The following is an 18,756-nucleotide window of genomic DNA, read 5'->3' as shown; positions in this document are numbered from 1 at the left end:
CAGTTTAATCAACGAGCGGTGGTGCTATTACAGCACCACCGCTTTTTTAGGCTAGTTGTGACGGGTTTAAATTTTGGCCTCAAGCGATTTGAGATATTCGGTATTGACCCCCGACTCGCGAACCAGGGCAATTTTCCCGGTGCGGGCAATTTCGCGAATGCCGAACCGATTCAGCACTTGCACGATCGCCACCATCTTGCCAGGATCGCCCACTACTTCTAGCGTCAGCGAATCTTCGCCCACATCTACCACGCGTGCCCGAAAGATTTGCGCCAGTTCAATGACTTCAGAACGGGTAGAACCAGCGGCATTGACCTTAAGCAGCATCAGCTCCCGCTCTACACAGGGCACTTCTGTGATGTCGTTCACTTTAATGACGCTAATCAGCTTATAAAGCTGTTTGGTGACTTGCTCGATCGCCCGATCGTCTCCTGGCACTACCATCGTGATCCGCGAGATGCCTACTTGCTCTGCTGGCCCGACCGCCAAACTTTCGATATTAAATCCACGGCGGGCAAATAAGCCTGCAATGCGGCTCAGAACTCCCGCTTCATCTTCAACTAAGACGGAAAGCGTATGTTTCATGGTAGGGCGATCGCAAAATTGAGTCAGCGTAATTTCCGATCTTAACAGCTTAGGCACCCATGCCGGAGTATTGTTTTAGTCCCTTTTTCCACAGCCAGCGGTTAATGGCAAAAAACAACAGCATCCAACCCAGAGTAATGAATAGCCCCTGCACTACATTCACGGGTAAGCCAATTAGAATACTGGCCGGAAAATGAATCATGTAAGGGAACGGAGTCCACTGAACAATACGCTGCATCACGGGTGGGAAGACCTCAAGCGGTGCAATCATCCCCGAAAGAAACAAATAAAACAGAAACCAAAATTGTTCGATGGCGCTGGCTCGTTCTGTCCAGAACGCAAACATAGCAAAGGTGTACTGCATGATGAAGCGCAGCACAAATGCCATGAATACCGTTAGCAGCGTTAACAGCAGCCGTGGCAGACTGGGTATCCAAAACGCATCGGGATACAGCAGAAAAAACAGAGTTACCAGCGCAATGGCAAAGGGCAATCGGGCAAACCGTTCGGCAAAGTGAGCGGCAAAGTGGTGCCACCCCGGATCGAGAGGTTGCAGTAAGCGAAACGACAGCTTGCCTTCTACAATTTCTCGTTCAAACTCCCAAATGACCCAGACCACGCTGAACTGCCGCACCAAAAAAACCGCTAAAAAATAGCGAACAAAATCCAACGGCGATAAGCCAAACTGCCCTTGCTGTGAGGCTTTAATCCAAACGCCCATCAAGATTAGCGGTAAAGTGCCCGACAACACCCACAGCAACAGCTCTGCCCGATATTCCAGCATGTAGGCATAGTAGACCGAGAGCAGCGCTCTCGCTTTGCGAATAGCCGAACGCACTGCACGCTTCATGCGATCGCTCCTGTTTGAAACACCTGCCCAATCACTTCTTCTATGGGGGGTTCGGCCACTGTGAGGTCAATCACATCCAGGTTGGCAAGGAGACGCGCAACGGTTTTTGTTAGCGCTTCCTGGCGGACAATGAAGCGAACAATACGCCCGTTTACCTGCTTCAGTTCACCGTAGGATTCAAGTTCGGCGGGCGATCGCTCGTTGCCCAGTTCCAGGGTGACCTCGCGATAAGGCGCAAAGCGATCGAGCAACCCTTCTAAATCGCCGTCATAAATCAAACGCCCAGCGTAAATTAACAGCACGCGTTGACACAATGCGGTGATGTCGGCCATGTAGTGACTGGTTAGCAGCACGGTTGCTCCATAGCGGCGATTGTATTCCCGCAAGAATTCGCGCACGCTAACCTGCGCGTTTACATCCAGCCCCAGGGTTGGCTCGTCTAGAAACAGCACATTAGGCCGATGAATTAACGCCGCTAGCAGTTCGGCTTTCATCCGTTCGCCCAGGGAAAGTTTACGGACGGGCTGCGTCAGTTTTTCTTCCAGGGTGAGCATTTCGGTCAATTCTCCCAGGCGGTGGCGAAATTCTCGCTCGGAGATGCCATAAACGGCCGCATTGATTTTGAGGGAATCGAGCATGGGCAAGTCCCAAATCAATTGCTGTTTTTGTCCCATCACCAGGGTGATTTTTTGCAGAAAATTGGCTTCACGCTGAAAGGGAACATGCCCTGCCACTGCGATTGACCCATTCGAGGGGTGAATCAACCCCGTCAGCATCTTCAGGGTAGTGGTTTTTCCGGCTCCGTTTGGCCCCAGGAAACCCACCACTTCCCCAGGGTCAATCTGAAACGAAACCGATTGCACCGCAGGCACCGAACGGTAGGTGCGATGAAAGAAATGCCGTAATGTGCCTTTGAGACCTGGATCTTTGACCGCAACAGGATACACTTTGCTCAGGTCTTTGACTGTAATAATTGCCATATTGTCTAATTTAGGTGATTCGAGCGATCGTCCTGTGCTGGCATATTGCGATGCAGAGGAAGTTTTAGTAACCCCCGTCAGTGATACGTTACCCAGTAGCAGGTTCAGGGTTCAGGTCTAATCCAATCCACTTCCTCAAGCCTGGAACCGGACTCTCTAGCCCAACAGGAACTACAATAAACTCAGGATATATCAGTACAAATGTACTTTGCAGCACTATGGTTCAATATACACTCATCCAAAGTCCAGAAGTAGTCATCGACATTCCCGGCAAAGATTCAACAAAAGCCCGTGATAAGGCGATGGATCAGCTGCTTGAATTAATGGAAGCAGGCGAACTTCCTACTGATCTTTCAGATGGGTTTGGCCCCCAGCAATTTATTGAAGTGAAAGAATTATCTCCCGTGACAACTGAAGCCGATGATGCGGTCAACCATGCCATTCAGGTTCTAAGTACTTTTGCCACCCTAAAGCAAAAGGCTCAAACCCTACGGGCTGAAGCCAGAAAGGTGCGTCCTCATCTAGATACGCTGTTGAGTGAAGACGAATCTGACTCAGAGGTGTTTGATACCCTGAAAGAAGGATTCAAGACCCTAAAGTCCTTTGCTCAAGCCCATTCGCGTTATCAAGAGGCACGAGCCGAAGCCCAGCAATCGTTGACTGTGTTAGATCAGGCGCTTGCATTGCCCGAAGACGACTAATGGGGAGGATTGCTTTCGGTTAGCTCATGCCGTGGTTCAACCTCAATTAACACACGCTAATCCAGTCACTCCTGTTGCTTTTGGCGCTGAAAGTAACGCTTCCTTAGCGGGGAGATTGCGGTTATAGCAGTGTTATCCTGGTAGACTTGCGAAAATTGTTTTGCAAAACAATTATCTGCATCAGCAAGCCGCTCGATTTGATAGGTCAAGATGACACGATCGAGCAACAGGGGGCGATCGCAGGCACCCATCAGTCAAACGCCTTGCTTCTGTCGCCCTGAACGCCTCCAATCCTGTCGGCTCTAACGGTGTGTCCCACTGCTCTCGTTTCAGGGGTTAGCGGTGGTAATTTGATGCCTTTTTGTCGGGACGTTTCGCAAAATGCTCCCCTAACGGAAATAGACAGCCGACTCCTTGCAACACAGTGATAACCGCATGGCTCATTCTGGTTTGCCGTCGTTTCAGCGGTAGATGATGGTTTGGTGCAACACACGCCCACCGCAACACATAAAATGACGGCAAACGAGTGCTAGGCTAATGCGATATCGTATGGCTATACCCTTGAATAGCAAGGCTCAACTGACATTATGGCTATTGAGTGTTGCAACACACCGCGTCCCACCGTAAAATTCGCACTGGATCTCAGTTGGGTTTAGTTCGAAATTGCCTGGTTGGCACGCGTATATCTGGTATCATCCATGTTCTAGCGTGTGCTGCATCTCTTAACTCCATATATCAAGTACTGTCCGCCAGTCAGTCGCCATTGCCGTCAGGGATCTGTACTGCTTCACTAACCTCACCTGGCTGTTGGAAATCGTTACTATTGCAGTCGTTTGAGGAATATTTATTTGTTTAAGCATCGATTATTGCAGTGTATTTTTAAGACGCAGAACCAGTACTCGTGGCAAGAATTGTTGTTGCTGAAGATGAAAGCGTTGCTGCCTGGTACCTCAGAGAAGCACTAGAACACCTGGGGCATACGGTTTTAGGAAGTGTGGCTTCAGGTTCCGATGTCATTCAAGTGACTGGTGAAACCCGGCCTGACCTGGTGCTGATGGATATTCGGCTGGAAGGCAACATTGATGGTGTGGCGGCGGCACAGCAAATTCGTGAATATTTTGATATTCCTGTCATCTACATCACAGCCCATACGGATGACTCGACCCTGCATCGGGCGATGATGTCTGAACCGTTTGGTTACATCATTAAGCCATTTCAAGAAAAAGAACTGCAAACGGCCATTGCGATCGCGCTCCATCGTCATCAGCTTGAAAAACGGCTGAGAGAATCGGAGCAACGTCTAGCAACGACTCTGGCGAGTATTGGAGATGGGGCGATCGCCACTGATTCTGATGGCTGTATTACCTTCATCAATCCCGTAGCCGAAGACCTCACGGGCTGGCGGCAGCCAGAGGCAATTGGTGAATCGTCGAGTCGGGTTTTAGACTTAATCAATGCCAAAACCCGAGAAGCCATTGCTAACCCGGTGTTGCGTGCCATGCAACAGGGCATCAACGTGCGGTTGCCCCAGGATTGCTTGCTGCGGACAAAAGACGGCGCGGAAACCCCGATTGGCGATACCGCTGCACCCATTCGCAACCAACAAGGAGATGTAACTGGCGGGATTATTGTTTTTCAAGATGTGTCGGAGCGCATTCAGTTAGAACAAGCCCTGCGCCAACAGGCCGAACGCGAACGGTTGGTTAGCGATACGGCACAGCGGATTCGAGAGTCGCTTGATTTAGAAACCATTCTCAGGACAACGGTGGCTGAAGTGTGCCGTCTGCTGTCTGTTGATCGCGTTCTGATATATCAACTAGAACGCGATCGCCCCGGTACGATTGCAGCCGAAGCGGCGGCATTTGCGCGAATGGGCACCACGACATCGGAGCCATCTGGGTTTGCAGGACACTCCTTTGCGCCAGCACTGCATCAAGCCTTCAGTCAGGGGCATGTGCAGGTTAGCTCGGATATCAACCAGGATGAGTACCTGAACCAGCATCCAGAGTATCTAGATGATTTACGCCAGCTCAATGTTCAATCCCAAATTACGGTTCCAATTCAGCAATCTGGTAGCCTCTGGGGCGTGTTGATTGTGCATCAGGTTCAGACTCAGCGCAATTGGCAACCGTGGGAAATAGACGTGCTACAGCAGCTTGTAAGGCATGTGGCGATCGCTATTCAGCAAGCTCAACGCTACCAACAGGTGCAACGGTTAAACGTGGAACTGGCGCAGCAGGTGCAAGACCGCACAACAACGTTGGAACGTGCTTTTGAGTTTGAAGCAACGCTCAAGCGCATTGCCGATAGCGTGCGAGATAGCCTGGACGATAATCATATCTTGCAGACCGCCGTGCGAAATTTAGCGATCGCTCTGGGGGTGGGCTGTTGCAGCGCTGCGTTCTATAGTGCCGAACAAGGAACCTTTACGATTCAGTCTGAATACGTCAGTCCGATCGCCCCAATGCCGGGACGAACCGAGCAGCAGGCCGATTCTCCAGAATACGAGCAGATTTTGCGGGGGCAGCCGTTGCAGTGTTGCCCCCTTACCGCCCATTCGCCGGAGTCGCGAGCTAGTATTTTGGCCAGCCCAATCTTGGACGATCAGGGCGTAATTGGTGATCTCTGGTTGATTGACCACAGCGATCGCATCTTTAGCGAACAGGAGTTGCGGCTGCTTCAGCAGGTTGCCAACCAGTGTGCGATCGCCATGCGTCAGGCTCAGCTCTATGCAGCTTCTCAGGTTCAGGTGCGCGAACTGGAACGGCTCAACCGCCTGAAAGAGGATTTTTTAAGCACTATTTCTCACGAATTGCGAACGCCACTGGCTAATATCATCATGGCGGTACAGATGCTGGAAGTAGTTGCCCACCAGCAAGGAACGCTCGATATGGCGACCAGTCAAGTGGCACGATACTTTCAAATTTTGCGAGAAGAATGCAAGCGCGAAATTAAACTAGTAGACGATCTGTTGGGGTTTCCCCACCTGGATGCCGGAACCGAACCCCTGGTGCTGGGTGCTGTGAACCTGCAAGCATGGATTCCCTTTGCGGTTGAGCTATTTCAAGATCGGATCAATGAGCGGCAGCAGATATTGCAAATCGATATTCCAGCAGATTTACCGGCCTTGACCACCGATTTATCCATTCTTAGCCACATCCTGAGCGAACTCCTGAACAACGCCTGTACCTACACGCCTGTGGGTGGCACGATTGGAATTGCAGCGTGGGCGACGGCTGAAGCGATCTTTCTGAGTGTTAGCAATGTTGGGGTTGAAATTCCGTCCGTTGAGTTGCCCCATATTTTCGATAAGTTTTACCGGGTTCCCAATCACGATCCCTGGCGATACACAGGTACAGGGTTAGGGCTGGCTCTGGTCAAAAAGCGGACAGAATATTTGGGGGCATCGATTCAGGCGGAAAGCGGCAACAACTCCACCACCTTTGCGTTACGGTTTCCCCGGCAACTCAGCAGCGCTCAACCTCCACAGGACGCGTGAGTCCGGCGAGGCATAGAGGCGTTTGCTAGACTGGGATAGGCTGGATTCTACCAAGTTTCAGTTAGCCTAACCGTTTACCCGCTGAAGGACGATCGCCGATGACGCTCTCGATGCCCTCAAGCACTCTGTTGCTTTCTAAAGAATTACCAACGCTTCGCTACACTTCAACCCGCGATCGCTTCGATGACACATGGGGCGCTCCTTTATCCACTTTGCTGGGGCTAGGACGTGCGGCAGGTGCAGACTTTATCGAATTCTTTCTGGAGCGGGACAACTACATTAGCTGTCTGGCCGAAGACGATGCCATTACCAGCATTTCACCACGACTGTCTACTGGGGCTGGTGTCCGCGTCTTCCGCAAACAGGCCGACTGTTACGTTAGCACTAATGACCTTTCCTTTTCTGGCTTAAAGGCTGCTCTGGAAAAAGCTCTGGCCATTATGGGGCTTCACCTACCGGGGCCAAATGCCTTTGTTCCTGAAATTAACCTGGAACCCTTACGAGATTATGCAACGCTGCGCGGCAAAGAGCATTGGCTGGCCGACTGTAGCTCTATGCGAGAAATGGGCGATGTGTTGCTGGTGGCTAACACCAAGCTCAACACGAAGGCTAAGCATGTGCAGTCTCGCCGAGCCTCCTACTTCCGCGACTGGCAGGAAGTTTTGGTGGCCGCCAGCGACGGCACCTTTGCCAGAGATATTCGCCTGACGCAATCCGTGGGATACAGCCTTCTTTGTGCCGATGGCGCGCATCGCTCCTCCATTAGCAAGCGATTGGGCAGTACAGGGCAACCCCAATTTCTCCGCAATTGGGACTACGACGCGAGCGCAGAGGAAGTGGCGGAGTCTGCTGGAGTCATGCTGTATGCCGACTATGTTGAGTCGGGTTCCTATCCCATCATCATGGCTAATCAGTTTGGTGGAGTGATCTTCCATGAAGCCTGCGGCCACCTGCTGGAAACGACGCAAATTGAGCGCAAGACGACTCCGTTTGCGGATAAAAAAGAAACTAAAATTGCCCACGAGAGCCTGACAGCCTGGGATGAGGGCTTATCTACCGATGCCTTTGGCACGATTGATATGGATGATGAGGGGATGCCCGCTCAGCGGACGCTGTTGATTGAAAATGGTATCCTTAAAAACTTCCTGGCCGATCGCGCCGGGGCGGCTCGCACGGGGCACCCGCGGACGGGCAGCGGTCGTCGTCAAAGCTATGCGTTTGCGGCAGCGTCCCGGATGCGTAACACCTACATTGCGCCGGGTGACTATGCCATTGACGAACTGTTTGCGTCTATTGACAAAGGCATTTACTGCAAGAAGATGGGCGGCGGCAGCGTTGGTGCAACCGGACAATTCAACTTTGCGGTGGATGAAGCCTATTTGATCGAGAACGGCAAAATTACCAAGCCGCTGAAGGGAGCCACGCTGATCGGAGAAGCCAAAGAAATCATGAATCGGATTTCGATGTGCTCGAACGATCTGGGGTTGGCTGCTGGGTTCTGTGGTTCGGTAAGCGGCAGCATTTATGTCACGGTTGGTCAGCCCCATATTAAGGTAGACGCGATCACGGTGGGTGGGCGCTAAACCGAGCTTTCCAGGCACTTTCAACTGAGAACATGAACTATGACGGATATTACAAAACTGGTCGAACAGACTCGCTCGATCGCCCACCAGCTTGGCATCAACAAATTTGATATTTCGGGTTCCTCAATCGATGAAACCAGTGTTCAAGTCGATGAGGGCGAACCGAAACAGGTTAAGGCATCCAACCGCTCGGCCATTATGGTGCGAGTGTGGAATGCTGACAAAACGGTAGGGGTTGCCACAACGACTGACCTTGATCCCAGCGGCATTGAGCTGGCTCTCAAGACTGCCCATGAAGCCAGCGAGTTCGGCGTGAAAGACAATGCGCCTGACTTTAGCCCTGAATCGACCGCGCCCATTTCCCATCACTTGGAAGAAACAGCGCCGCAGGCTCCGGTGGATCAGCTTATCGAAACGCTGATCAAGGCTGAAAAAGAGCTGACGGCAGCTCACCCGGCGATTAAAGGGGTGCCCTACAACGGGTTGGCACAGCGGGATATCGATCGCTTCTATCTCAACAGCGAAGGAGCGGCACGGCAAGAAGCTCATTCTTATGCCTCAATTTATCTTTACAGCAAGACAGAAGAAGATGGCAAAAAGCCCCGCAGCGCTGGTGCGTTTCGGGTGAGTCCCAGCGTCACCCGGCTGGATGTCGAAGGCTGCCTCAAAGAGGCGGCAGAGAAGACCATTAGCCATTTGAACTATGAGAAGGTGAAGACAGGCAAATATCGGGTGGTCTTCTCGCCTGATGCGTTTTTGAGTTTGTTGGGGGCTTTCTCTAACCTGTTTAACGCTCAAAGTATTCTGGATAACCAGAGCCTTTCAACCGCTGATTCGCTGGGGAGCCAACTGGCATCTCCGCTGCTATCTGTCTATGATGATGCGCTGCATCCAGACAACGTGGGTGGCGAAACCTTTGACGGAGAGGGAACACCGACCCGGCGAATTCCGCTCATTACCGAAGGCGTGCTGTCCAACTTTTTGCACAGTGCGGGAACGGCCAAGCGAATGGGCGCTCAACCCACCGGACATGCGGGAATTGGTTCTAAGGTAAGCGTTAGCCCTCACTTCTTTCATGTGATGCCGGGCACCTCGACCGAACAAACCTACAGCCTGGATACGGCTGAGAACGTCATTTTTGTAGACGATCTGCAAGCCCTTCATGCGGGGGTGCAATCGCTTCAGGGGTCGTTCTCGTTGCCGTTTGATGGCTGGTTAGTGAACCGGGGCAAGCGCATTAGTATTGAGTCTGCAACGGTTGCTGGCGATTTCCGGGAGGTGCTGAAATCCATCATCTTTGTGGAACCCAACGCTGAATTCACTGGATCAGGGGTCTGCCCCCGGATCTGGATTGACAGTTTGTCGATTACAGGTGAGTAAAGGTTGTTTGAAGTTGAGTCTAGTGTATGGTGAGTGTTGAAGGCGATTGATTAGAATGATGCAACCGTCTAGCGGTTTATTGCTTGAACATTCTAAGATTGGGCATCTACACCTGTCGGCGTACGACTCGAGGCAGAAAATCTTAAAACTCTCTTGAGAGTGTTTTGCGTGTAGCTATTGGTACTTTCTTTCGAGCAATAGCGGGTGTAGTTTTTTTGGAGTAATAAATCCCCGGACTATGGTCGAGAATCCAATTAAGCATATAGAGCATCGAATAGAGGACGATCGCACCGGAATGAGCGTTGAAACGCTCAAGCGCGCGATCGCCGATAACCTCTATTACATTCAGGGCAAAGACGAGAACTTTGCTACGCTCTATGATTACTACATGGCACTGGCCTACACAGTGCGCGATCGCCTCGTTCATCGGCGGATTCGGACAGCGCAGACCTATTTTGAGCAAGATGTCAAAATGGTCTATTACCTGTCGGCTGAATTTTTGATTGGTCGCCTGCTGTTGAATAACTTGATCAACCTTGGCTTGTATGAACCCATGCGCCAGGCGTTGAAAGACTCAGGATTAAATCTAGACGACCTGCTGGAATGTGAAGAAGAGCCAGGGTTAGGCAACGGCGGTTTGGGACGGTTAGCGGCTTGTTTTCTCGATTCGTTAGCTACGCTAGAAATCCCGGCGATTGGTTACGGTATTCGCTACGAGTTCGGTATCTTTAAGCAGTTAATTGCAAACGGCTGGCAGTGCGAAAATCCTGACAACTGGCTGCAAAACGGCAACCCGTGGGAAATTGCTCGTCCTGAATACACCGTTGAAGTGAAGTTTGGCGGCCACACGGAAGCCTTTACCGATCGCCAGGGACACTACAAAGTTCGCTGGATGCCACGCACCACCGTTCATGGTACTCCTTACGATATTCCAGTACCGGGATACAAAAACAATACCGTTAATACGCTCCGTCTGTGGGCTGCGCGTGCCGGGGAAGATTTTAATTTCCAGGTATTCAACGCGGGCGACTATACGCAAGCGGTTGCCACCAAGACCTTTTCGGAGAACATTTCTAAAGTTCTCTACCCCAACGACCAGACCCCTCAAGGCAAAGAACTGCGGCTCCAGCAGCAGTATTTCTTTGTGTCTTGCTCTCTGCAAGACATCATTCGCCTGTATTTGCGGAAGCACAAGACGTTTGATGCCTTCCCAGAAAAGGTTGCCGTTCAACTGAATGATACGCACCCGTCGATCGCGATCGCTGAATTGATGCGACTGTTGATTGATGAGCATGAATTGGGTTGGGATGAAGCGTGGGATATTACGCGCCGCACCTTTGCCTATACCAACCACACGTTGCTGTCGGAAGCTCTGGAGCGTTGGTCAATTGGGTTATTCAGTCGGTTGTTGCCGCGACACCTGGAAATTATCTACGAAATCAACTACCGATTTTTAAGCGAAGTCCGCGCCAACTATCCGAAAGACGAAGCGAAGCTGTCTCGCATGTCGCTGATTCAGGAAGGGGCAGACAAACAGGTTCGCATGGCTCATCTGGCGTGTGTGGGTAGCCATACGGTCAACGGTGTAGCAGAACTGCACACGCAGTTGATCAAGCAAGACCTGATGCATGACTTTTACGAGCTGTGGCCGGAGAAGTTCCAGAACAAAACAAATGGCATTACGCCGCGTCGCTGGCTGATGATGAGCAATCCAGCGTTGTCTAATCTGATTACCGAGAAGATTGGCGATCGCTGGACGGCCAATCTCGATGAGCTGCGGCAACTGGAGGCGTTTGTTGACGATCCAGAGTTCCGGCAACAGTGGCAGGCCATCAAGCGCGAGAATAAGCGAACCCTGGCAGATTATATTCTGCGAACAAACGGCATCGAAATTGACATAAACTCGCTGTTTGATGTTCAAATCAAACGAATTCACGAGTATAAGCGGCAATTGCTGGATGCGATGCACATCATCGGTTTGTATCATCGTCTGAAGGCTAACCCAGGTCAGGATATGTTGCCCCGCACCTTTATCTTTGGAGGTAAGGCTGCTCCTGGCTATTTCATGGCAAAGCTGGTCGTCAAGCTAATCAACTCTGTAGCCGAGGTGGTCAATAATGACCCCGATGTGGCTGGACGACTTAAGGTTGTCTTTCTGGCAAATTACTCTGTATCGATGGGTCAGATGGCGTATCCAGCCGCTGAACTTTCGGAGCAGATTTCGACTGCCGGGAAGGAAGCTTCGGGTACGGGCAACATGAAGTTTGCCCTCAATGGGGCGCTGACCATTGGTACACTGGACGGTGCCAACGTCGAAATTCGGGAAGAGGCCGGAGCCGAAAACTTCTTCCTCTTTGGTCTTACCGCCCAGGAAGTGCAGGACTTCAAGGCGAACGGCTACAACCCAATGGATTACTACTACAGCAATCCTGAATTGAAAGGCGTTATTGATGCGATCGCAACGGGGGCCTTTTCTCCTAATGAGCCGGGGCTATTTAAGGCGATTGTTGACGCTTTGCTGCATGGGGACGAGTACATGCACCTGGCCGATTATCAGTCCTATGCGGATTGTCATAACCAGGTGTGTGAAGTCTACCGCGACCAGGATTTGTGGACGCGCAAATCTATTCTGAATGTGGCTCGGATGGGCAAGTTTTCGTCCGATCGCACCATTTGGGAATATTGCAAGGAAATTTGGAATGTTCAACCCGTTTCCGTTCAGCTCGAACCTTATTCTCAAGATAGAGCAGGCTTAAAGGTGAACGTATCATCGTAACAACCCATTCATCCCGGTTCAAGAAATTCGACCTGTTCTAATTTCTGTCCCTGGATTGAATAAAGTCCAACAGTCGGTAGGCGATCGCCTACCGATTTTTTATGGCTGCGATATTGGATAGTGACAAAGTTCCTTCACCGCTCCGCTTCATTCCAGAGACGTTGAAGCTGATACCGCCATGCTGCCAGAAATTCGTCACGCTGTTGTGGGTCTTGATCCATTCCTCCCATTACTCCTTCCTGGTAGAATCGATCGAGCGTCTGCATGGTCGCTTCTAGAGACTGTCCTTGTTGTTTGGCGACTGCAATAATTTGACGAATTTGCTCTTCTGCCAGTTTGTTAAAGCTGTGATCTAACCCGGTTTGCTGCATGGTGGTTAAACGGGCGATCGCCCGCTCAAAATCGGTCGTCGTCAAGCTGTTGCGATCGTGTTGAAACACTCCCCACACAATCCCTTGCGAAATGGCATAGCGCGTTTCTTGCGTGTCATCAAAGTTGGCTTCTAAAAGCTGTTCTAAATAGGGCGCGGCTTCCTGAGCAGGGGCGATCGTGACCAGTGCTCGTAGCCAGGACTGATCTTCGGATAGTAAAATTAGCAACCGCAAGTTGCCTTCTTCCACCTGCCACGCATCGGCTCCGGTGGGTTGCGCCGTTGCGCCAAATAAACGCGTTAAAGCATCCGTGATATCTTCAGGTGTCATTGATAAATTGGTTGACTGCAAGGTGAATTATTGGCGATATCCTGTTGTCGCTCTTCTATCCTAGGGATATTTCGCGCCAAACTTTAGGATTGGTTCAACCGCAATCCAACCTTCTGAGAATGGGTAAGGTGCAAGATTTGCCAGTGCGATCGCTACATCAGCATAGCGATCTGCTTCACTGAAGCGCCGTTGAATAGGGATGGGTGATATCACCCACCCTGCGGTATGTGTTGAATGATGCAGCAATGATCTAAGCCGATTGAATTATGGCGAGATGTATGAGGCCGTATGGTGGTTCAGTGAGGGTGACATTACAGCAGTTCTCAATCGAGTCAGCCACAGTCTCGCCAAGATGGGTGTGCAGTGTAGGGTTTGGAGTGTGGTGAATGCAAATGAAAATGGCTGTAATTGAACAATTGAAATGGGCGATCGTAGCCGCTAAATCGCCGATGGATCAATTCCCATCTCTCGCAATTTCTCCGCCAATCGTTCTGCTCGTTGCCGCTCTTGCTCTGCTAATTCTGCTGGTGATGCAACGAGTTGCCCTTCAGCGGTAAACAACCTTAGTTTGGTGTCATAAACGCCCAGGTACAGCTCCAGTTGGTCACTCCACAACCAGCCCTCTGAATTCGCTGGAATCTCTTGATAGTGACCGCTGATGAGCTGAAATCCCATCAGCTCAAAACTGTAGGGATCGAACCAAACATAATTGGGGGTACGAAATGTGTCTTGATAAAGCTGTTTTTTGGCGGTTCGATCGACATTTGCGGTGCTTTCAGAGAGAATTTCCACAATCACGTTAGGATATTTGCCGCTTTCTGCCCAAACGACCCAACTCTTGCGCGGCTCAGGAGTGGCTCCTAACACAACAAAGAAATCAGGGCCTTTAAAGTCGCGAGATTTAATTTGATCGGGGCTGAAGTAAATCGTGAGATTACCGCTGGCATAAAAGTCAGATCGCTCTCGCCAATGCTGCTTTAAGCACGCGAGTAATAGCTCGATCTGTTCTCGATGCCAGTCACTTTCCAACGGTGGCTCGTCGCTCCATAAATCACAGGGTGGAATGATGACACCGCTTTCCAGTTCCATCTGCTCAGCTATCGATTCAGGAGCATTTGTGGTAGACATAGCGGTTGACCTGCAAGACGGATGATCAGAGATGACCTTAGTTTAGCGAGGGAGGCGATCGCCTGAAGCCATATTCTCAAACCGTAACAGATTCACGGTCAGGCAAGGGAGGCGGTGATTCAAAATGACCCATGGCACTCTCCAAATGCTTGATCAAAGTTGCCTGCGGTAATGGGCCTTTCAGATGGCTCCACGGCAACACCTGATCGGTTGACCAGGTTTCGTGAACGTAATACTCCAGTTCGGGTAATTGCCCCCGCAATTCTTTAAAGGCGCGACGGTAGCTGCCCAATGAGTCGCCATAGTGGCGTGCCAGTTCTAACAGGTGCGAGAGCCGCCGATCGCCTCTAGAAATGAGTGCCTGGATCACCGACCAGTTGTAGCTTTCAGGCCGAAAATCTATACCTTGCGATCGCAACTGTTTTTGTAATGACTTCAGCCGTTTCTCTGCGGCTCGATTAACGCCGAACCATTGAAATGGCGTGTGTGATTTTGGCACAAATGTGCTGCATCCCAGCGTCAACCGCAAACCGGGAACTGCCTGTTTAATCGCATTCATCATGGACACCGTAGCGTCTAAATCATCCGGTTCCTCACCGGGAACTCCTACCATGCCATAGAGTTTTAAGTTGCTTAAGCCGCCTGCTTTGGCATTGATCGCCGCCTGAATAATTTCCTCATTGTCCAGCTTTTTATTGATAATTTTGCGGAGGCGATCGCTTCCACTTTCAACGGCAATGGTAATGGAGCGAGTATCATGGTTGACCAGCGATCGCGCTAGCTTCTCTGTCACCGTATTGGTGCGTACGGAGGCAATGCTAAGGCGCACATCGTCATAGTGCGGTTGATCAATGAAATCCAGCAACGCCTCAAACTCCGGGTGTTGCGTCACGGATGCCCCTAATAATCCCAGACGCTTTGTCACGGTTAACCCGCGTTCAATGGCGGGAATCAATGAGGCTTCTAAACTGGCAGTGCGGAATGGCAATGTCAGGTAGCTGGCGAGGCAAAAGCGGCACATTTCAGGACAACTGCGTACCACCTCGACCATGTAAATGTTTTCCCAGGCCGCTTTTTCAGTGACCACGGTGGAGGCCGACAATACATTGCCGCGATAGGTCTGCTTTTCGACCTGTGCCGGTATAGAGGAATCAATCGGGTAAATTGCCGCGATCGCCCCATCCCGGCTGGCATACGTTACCTGATACAGAGCCGGAACATAGACCCCTGGCACCTGAGCCAGATGATGTAATTGGGTTTGACGATCGGCGGTACGAATAGCTTGATAGGCATCAATGAAATCGCCCAGCAAGGTTTCTCCATCCCCCAGCAAAATGACATCAAAGAAGTCGGCAAAGGGTTCTGGATTCGCCGTCAGAACAGGGCCACCCCCGAATACTAGCGGGTGCGACTGGATGCGATCGGCAGCTCGAATCGGAATCTCTAAAGACTCCAGCATGTTGAGAATGTTGACGTAATCTAACTCCCACGACACCGAAAAGCCAACCAGTTCGGGCTGTGCTGGCAGTGCTTCCTGCACATCGGTAAACAAGCGGCTCACGGCCAGGTCGGGGCGTGAGGTCAACGTGGCCCAGACTACCTGATACCCCAAACTGGTGATGCCAACGCTGTATTCGTTGGGAAAGGCAAAGATCAAGGGGGTGGCCTCAGAAGATGGAGCCACCGGGGTAAACAAGAGGCGTTCGGCAGAGAAAACAGAACTCAACAGTCAAAACAGCGAAACGGCTCTTTCAATCTAGTTGATTTTGTTAGGAATGGGGCGATCGCCAGAGTGAGGATTACAGTACAGTCAGCGATCTCGCGGAGGCAAATGACGAAGAAGCCATTGGGGCTATTTGAAACTTCAGAACATCTACCGTTTGTTTTTAGCGCTAGCTCGGCTAAACCTGAAGTAGACCAACGCATTCAAGTAACGGTATACCCAAGAATTAAAGTGGGCTGGCATATCCATTGCCCCTCTTTGATTCCTTTGACCTAAACGACTGTTGTAGAAACGCTGGACTTTGCCATTGTGACTCCTCAAATGGGGAAAATTTCAACTTATGGTTACACCATTTGATGACCAGCATCGTACCCTTGTGCCAGCGAGCGATCGCGTTTGGGATACCCAACAGACCTTGGGGCAAGAAGCCAATTCTCGCAAAGACGAAGCCGATCGGTGGCTAGAGAAAGGCATTGAACAGTATCAAATTCGAGAATCGGCAGCGGCGGTGCAAACGCTGCAACAGGCGCTAACGGCCTATCGAGCGCTTTCTGATTTACAAGGAGAAGGTCGAGCGCTGGGCGGGTTAGGGTTGGCTTACTATGCCCTCGGGAACTATCTGGAGTCGATCGCAACCTCTCAGCAGAGCCTTGCCCTGTCGCGGCAAACGATGGATCGCCGGACTGAGCGGCAAGCCTTAAGTAACCTGGGAAATGCCTACCGCCATCTGAACGACTACACCAGAGCCATTGAGTACAAGCAGCAAAGTTTGATCGTGGCGCGAGACATTCAAGATCGGCGTGGCGAGATGGCAGCGCTGAACAACCTGGGAATGGCATACAAAGCGATGGGAGATTGCCGGGGCGCGATCGCCTATTACGAACAAAGCTTAGAAATTGCCAGAGATTTGCACGACCAGCAAATTGAAGGGCAAATCTTACGAAATTTGGGAAATGCCCACCATGCCTTAGAAGAATACGCTCAGACCGTCCAATGTTACGAGCAACTGCTAGTGATTGCCCGTCAGCTTGCCGATCCCAAAATTGAGGGACAAATTCTCAAAAATCTAGCCAGTGTTTGCTATGCCCTGGGTGAACCTGCCAAAGCGATTTTTTATCATGAGCAACGGCTGATTATTGCTCAAATGCTGCAAGATTACCGCAACACAGAGCAAGCCCTGGAAAGTTTAGGCATTATTTACGACTCGTTGGGGCAATACGAGCGAGCCATTGGTTTCTATGAGCAACGATTGGCGGTTGTTCAGGCCATTCACGATACCCAGCTAGAACAGCAAACGCTCGCCAGCCTCAAAACGGTGTGTTATGCGATCGGCGATTTTGCCAGAGCCAGCCGCTATTGATGCTTCAACTACGCAACGCCCGGCTATGGGAACGAGAGATACAGGGAGACGGTTAAACGTTGAAGCGGAAGAGCATTACGTCGCCTTCTTGCACTACATACTCTTTTCCTTCACTGCGAACCAACCCCTTTTCTTTAGCGGCAGACATCGAACCGAGTGTGGCTAAGTCTTTGTAGGCAACCGTTTCAGCCCGGATAAAGCCACGCTCAAAATCGGAGTGAATGACTCCAGCCGCTTGTGGGGCAAGCATTCCTGCCTGAATCGTCCAGGCGCGCGTTTCTTTGGGGCCGGTAGTGAAATACGTGCGGAGTCCGAGCAGTTCGTAGGTGGCTCGAATCAACGATTTCAAGCCTCCCTCTTGCACACCGAGGGATTCTAAAAAGTCGGCTCGCTCCTCTTCTGGAATTTCGACCAGCTCGGATTCAACCTGAGCCGAGACGATAACCACCTGAGCCTCTTCTTGAGCCGCGATCGCCCTGACTTGCTCAACCCAGTCATTCCCTGTTGCTAAATCATCTTCAGAGACATTGGCTGCATAGATGATCGGCTTGCGGGTCAGCAGTCCCAGGGGTTTAATGATCGCTTCTTCGTCTTCGTTGAGTGATACTAATCGAGCCGGCTTCCCTTCGTTTAATACGGTGTTGAGCTGTTCGAGTACAGCCAGTTCTGCCTGAGCGTCTTTACTGGTGCGAGCCTGCTTGCGGGTGCGATCGATCCGCCGTTCGATTTGAGACAGGTCGGCTAGCGCCAGCTCCAGATTAATCACGTCAATATCGCGCACGGGATCAATTGACCCCGACACATGAATAATATCGTCGTTTTCGAAACAGCGAACGACATGGACGATCGCGTCTACTTCGCGGATATTAGCTAAAAACTGGTTCCCTAACCCCTCCCCTTTACTGGCTCCTTTGACCAGTCCAGCGATATCGACAAACTCAACTCGGGCTGGCACTGTATCAACGGATTCCGAGATGGTAGTGAGTACCTGCAAGCGCTCGTCCGGAACGGCTACCACGCCCACATTGGGTTCAATGGTACAAAACGGAAAGTTAGCCGCTTGCGCTTTAGCATTCGCGACCACAGCATTGAATAGAGTAGATTTACCGACGTTAGGTAGTCCGACGATCCCGGCTCTCAGCATATCAAGATGAACGTTAAAAGGTTAGACAGCAAAACGTTAATCTTTTGACCCTGGCGGCATAAAGATTAAGCGGGTTGACTTCATCCAGTCTAAACCCTCATGCTTCGACTCTAAAAATCAAACGTCAGGCTTCATCCAGTGACCTCTAACATCGAACTGGCTCCAAGGCTATCAGCCGCGTTTAGGGAACAGGTTGGGGAATGGGGCTGGGAACGGGCTGTGGCACGGGGGATGGCACGGGGGATGGCACCGGCGAGGGAACGGGTTCAGGAACAGGGCCGGGTATGGGTTCGGGAACGGGGCCGGGAACCGGTTGCGGCACGGGGGACGGGACGGGTTCTGGTGG

The 18,756-nt window shown here is 51.2% G+C and carries 16 protein-coding genes; 8 read left to right on the top strand and 8 right to left on the bottom strand.

The window, feature by feature from the left end:
• Positions 1-66: 66 nt before the first annotated feature.
• The 3 genes from ilvN to IQ268_RS00070 are packed head-to-tail and all read right to left on the bottom strand — an operon-like array spanning position 67 to position 2,415.
• Positions 67-585, bottom strand: a complete 519-nt coding sequence (gene ilvN, locus IQ268_RS00080; protein ID WP_193874285.1) for an acetolactate synthase small subunit — start codon at positions 583-585, stop codon at positions 67-69.
• 49 nt (positions 586-634) lie between these two features.
• Complete coding sequence (locus tag IQ268_RS00075) at positions 635-1,435, bottom strand: ABC-2 family transporter protein (RefSeq protein ID WP_193874283.1); 801 nt, start codon at positions 1,433-1,435, stop codon at positions 635-637.
• Positions 1,432-2,415, bottom strand: a complete 984-nt coding sequence (locus IQ268_RS00070) for an ATP-binding cassette domain-containing protein (protein WP_193874281.1) — start codon at positions 2,413-2,415, stop codon at positions 1,432-1,434. Before IQ268_RS00070 ends, IQ268_RS00075 begins: the two co-directional genes overlap by 4 nt.
• Before the next feature lie 218 nt (positions 2,416-2,633).
• On the opposite strand from IQ268_RS00070, the gene IQ268_RS00065 reads away from it, so the two are divergent.
• The 6 genes from IQ268_RS00065 (at position 2,634) to IQ268_RS00045 (ending at position 12,354) form a co-directional block, all read left to right on the top strand.
• Positions 2,634-3,116, top strand: a complete 483-nt coding sequence (locus tag IQ268_RS00065; RefSeq protein WP_193874279.1) for a hypothetical protein — start codon at positions 2,634-2,636, stop codon at positions 3,114-3,116.
• Between the two features lie 146 nt (positions 3,117-3,262).
• Positions 3,263-3,397 carry a hypothetical protein gene (locus tag IQ268_RS32640; protein WP_255527124.1) on the top strand — a complete coding sequence of 45 codons (135 nt, stop codon included), beginning with the start codon at positions 3,263-3,265 and terminating at the stop codon, positions 3,395-3,397.
• Between the two features lie 620 nt (positions 3,398-4,017).
• On the top strand, positions 4,018-6,615 hold the full coding sequence (locus IQ268_RS33285; RefSeq protein WP_193874277.1) for a GAF domain-containing protein: 2,598 nt from the start codon (positions 4,018-4,020) through the stop codon (positions 6,613-6,615).
• A gap of 98 nt (positions 6,616-6,713) precedes the next feature.
• Positions 6,714-8,198: a TldD/PmbA family protein gene (locus IQ268_RS00055; RefSeq protein WP_339383321.1), complete on the top strand. Its 1,485-nt coding sequence runs from the start codon at positions 6,714-6,716 to the stop codon at positions 8,196-8,198.
• A gap of 39 nt (positions 8,199-8,237) precedes the next feature.
• Positions 8,238-9,578, top strand: coding sequence for a TldD/PmbA family protein (locus tag IQ268_RS00050; protein WP_193874265.1), 1,341 nt, complete (start codon positions 8,238-8,240; stop codon positions 9,576-9,578).
• Between the two features lie 238 nt (positions 9,579-9,816).
• Positions 9,817-12,354, top strand: coding sequence for a glycogen/starch/alpha-glucan phosphorylase (locus tag IQ268_RS00045; RefSeq protein ID WP_193874263.1), 2,538 nt, complete (start codon positions 9,817-9,819; stop codon positions 12,352-12,354).
• 134 nt (positions 12,355-12,488) lie between these two features.
• Here the strand turns inward: IQ268_RS00045 and IQ268_RS00040 are convergent, their stop codons facing one another.
• From IQ268_RS00040 to IQ268_RS00025, 4 genes are all read right to left on the bottom strand, one after another.
• Positions 12,489-13,055: a hypothetical protein gene (locus IQ268_RS00040; protein ID WP_193874261.1), complete on the bottom strand. Its 567-nt coding sequence runs from the start codon at positions 13,053-13,055 to the stop codon at positions 12,489-12,491.
• A 60-nt stretch (positions 13,056-13,115) separates the two neighbouring features.
• Positions 13,116-13,268: a hypothetical protein gene (locus IQ268_RS00035; protein WP_193874259.1), complete on the bottom strand. Its 153-nt coding sequence runs from the start codon at positions 13,266-13,268 to the stop codon at positions 13,116-13,118.
• Positions 13,269-13,493: 225 nt separating this feature from the next.
• Positions 13,494-14,183 carry a Uma2 family endonuclease gene (locus IQ268_RS00030; protein ID WP_193874257.1) on the bottom strand — a complete coding sequence of 230 codons (690 nt, stop codon included), beginning with the start codon at positions 14,181-14,183 and terminating at the stop codon, positions 13,494-13,496.
• A gap of 76 nt (positions 14,184-14,259) precedes the next feature.
• Positions 14,260-15,912 carry a radical SAM protein gene (locus IQ268_RS00025; protein WP_193874814.1) on the bottom strand — a complete coding sequence of 551 codons (1,653 nt, stop codon included), beginning with the start codon at positions 15,910-15,912 and terminating at the stop codon, positions 14,260-14,262.
• Positions 15,913-16,014: 102 nt separating this feature from the next.
• On the opposite strand from IQ268_RS00025, the gene IQ268_RS00020 reads away from it, so the two are divergent.
• Both IQ268_RS00020 and IQ268_RS00015 read left to right on the top strand, forming a co-directional pair.
• On the top strand, positions 16,015-16,182 hold the full coding sequence (locus tag IQ268_RS00020; protein WP_193874255.1) for a hypothetical protein: 168 nt from the start codon (positions 16,015-16,017) through the stop codon (positions 16,180-16,182).
• Positions 16,183-16,246: 64 nt separating this feature from the next.
• Positions 16,247-17,266 (top strand): tetratricopeptide repeat protein, encoded by a 1,020-nt coding sequence (locus IQ268_RS00015; protein WP_193874253.1) that lies wholly within the window; start codon positions 16,247-16,249, stop codon positions 17,264-17,266.
• Positions 17,267-17,318: 52 nt separating this feature from the next.
• Here IQ268_RS00015 and ychF read toward each other — a convergent pair whose 3' ends face one another.
• Positions 17,319-18,410, bottom strand: a complete 1,092-nt coding sequence (gene ychF, locus IQ268_RS00010) for a redox-regulated ATPase YchF (RefSeq protein WP_193874251.1) — start codon at positions 18,408-18,410, stop codon at positions 17,319-17,321.
• Positions 18,411-18,756 lie beyond the last annotated feature (346 nt).

This window comes from Oculatella sp. LEGE 06141, from assembly GCF_015207605.1.
Classification (GTDB): domain Bacteria; phylum Cyanobacteriota; class Cyanobacteriia; order Elainellales; family Elainellaceae; genus Oculatella.
Note: the sequence above shows the minus strand (reverse complement) of the source record. Positions and strands in the feature narration are given on the sequence as shown.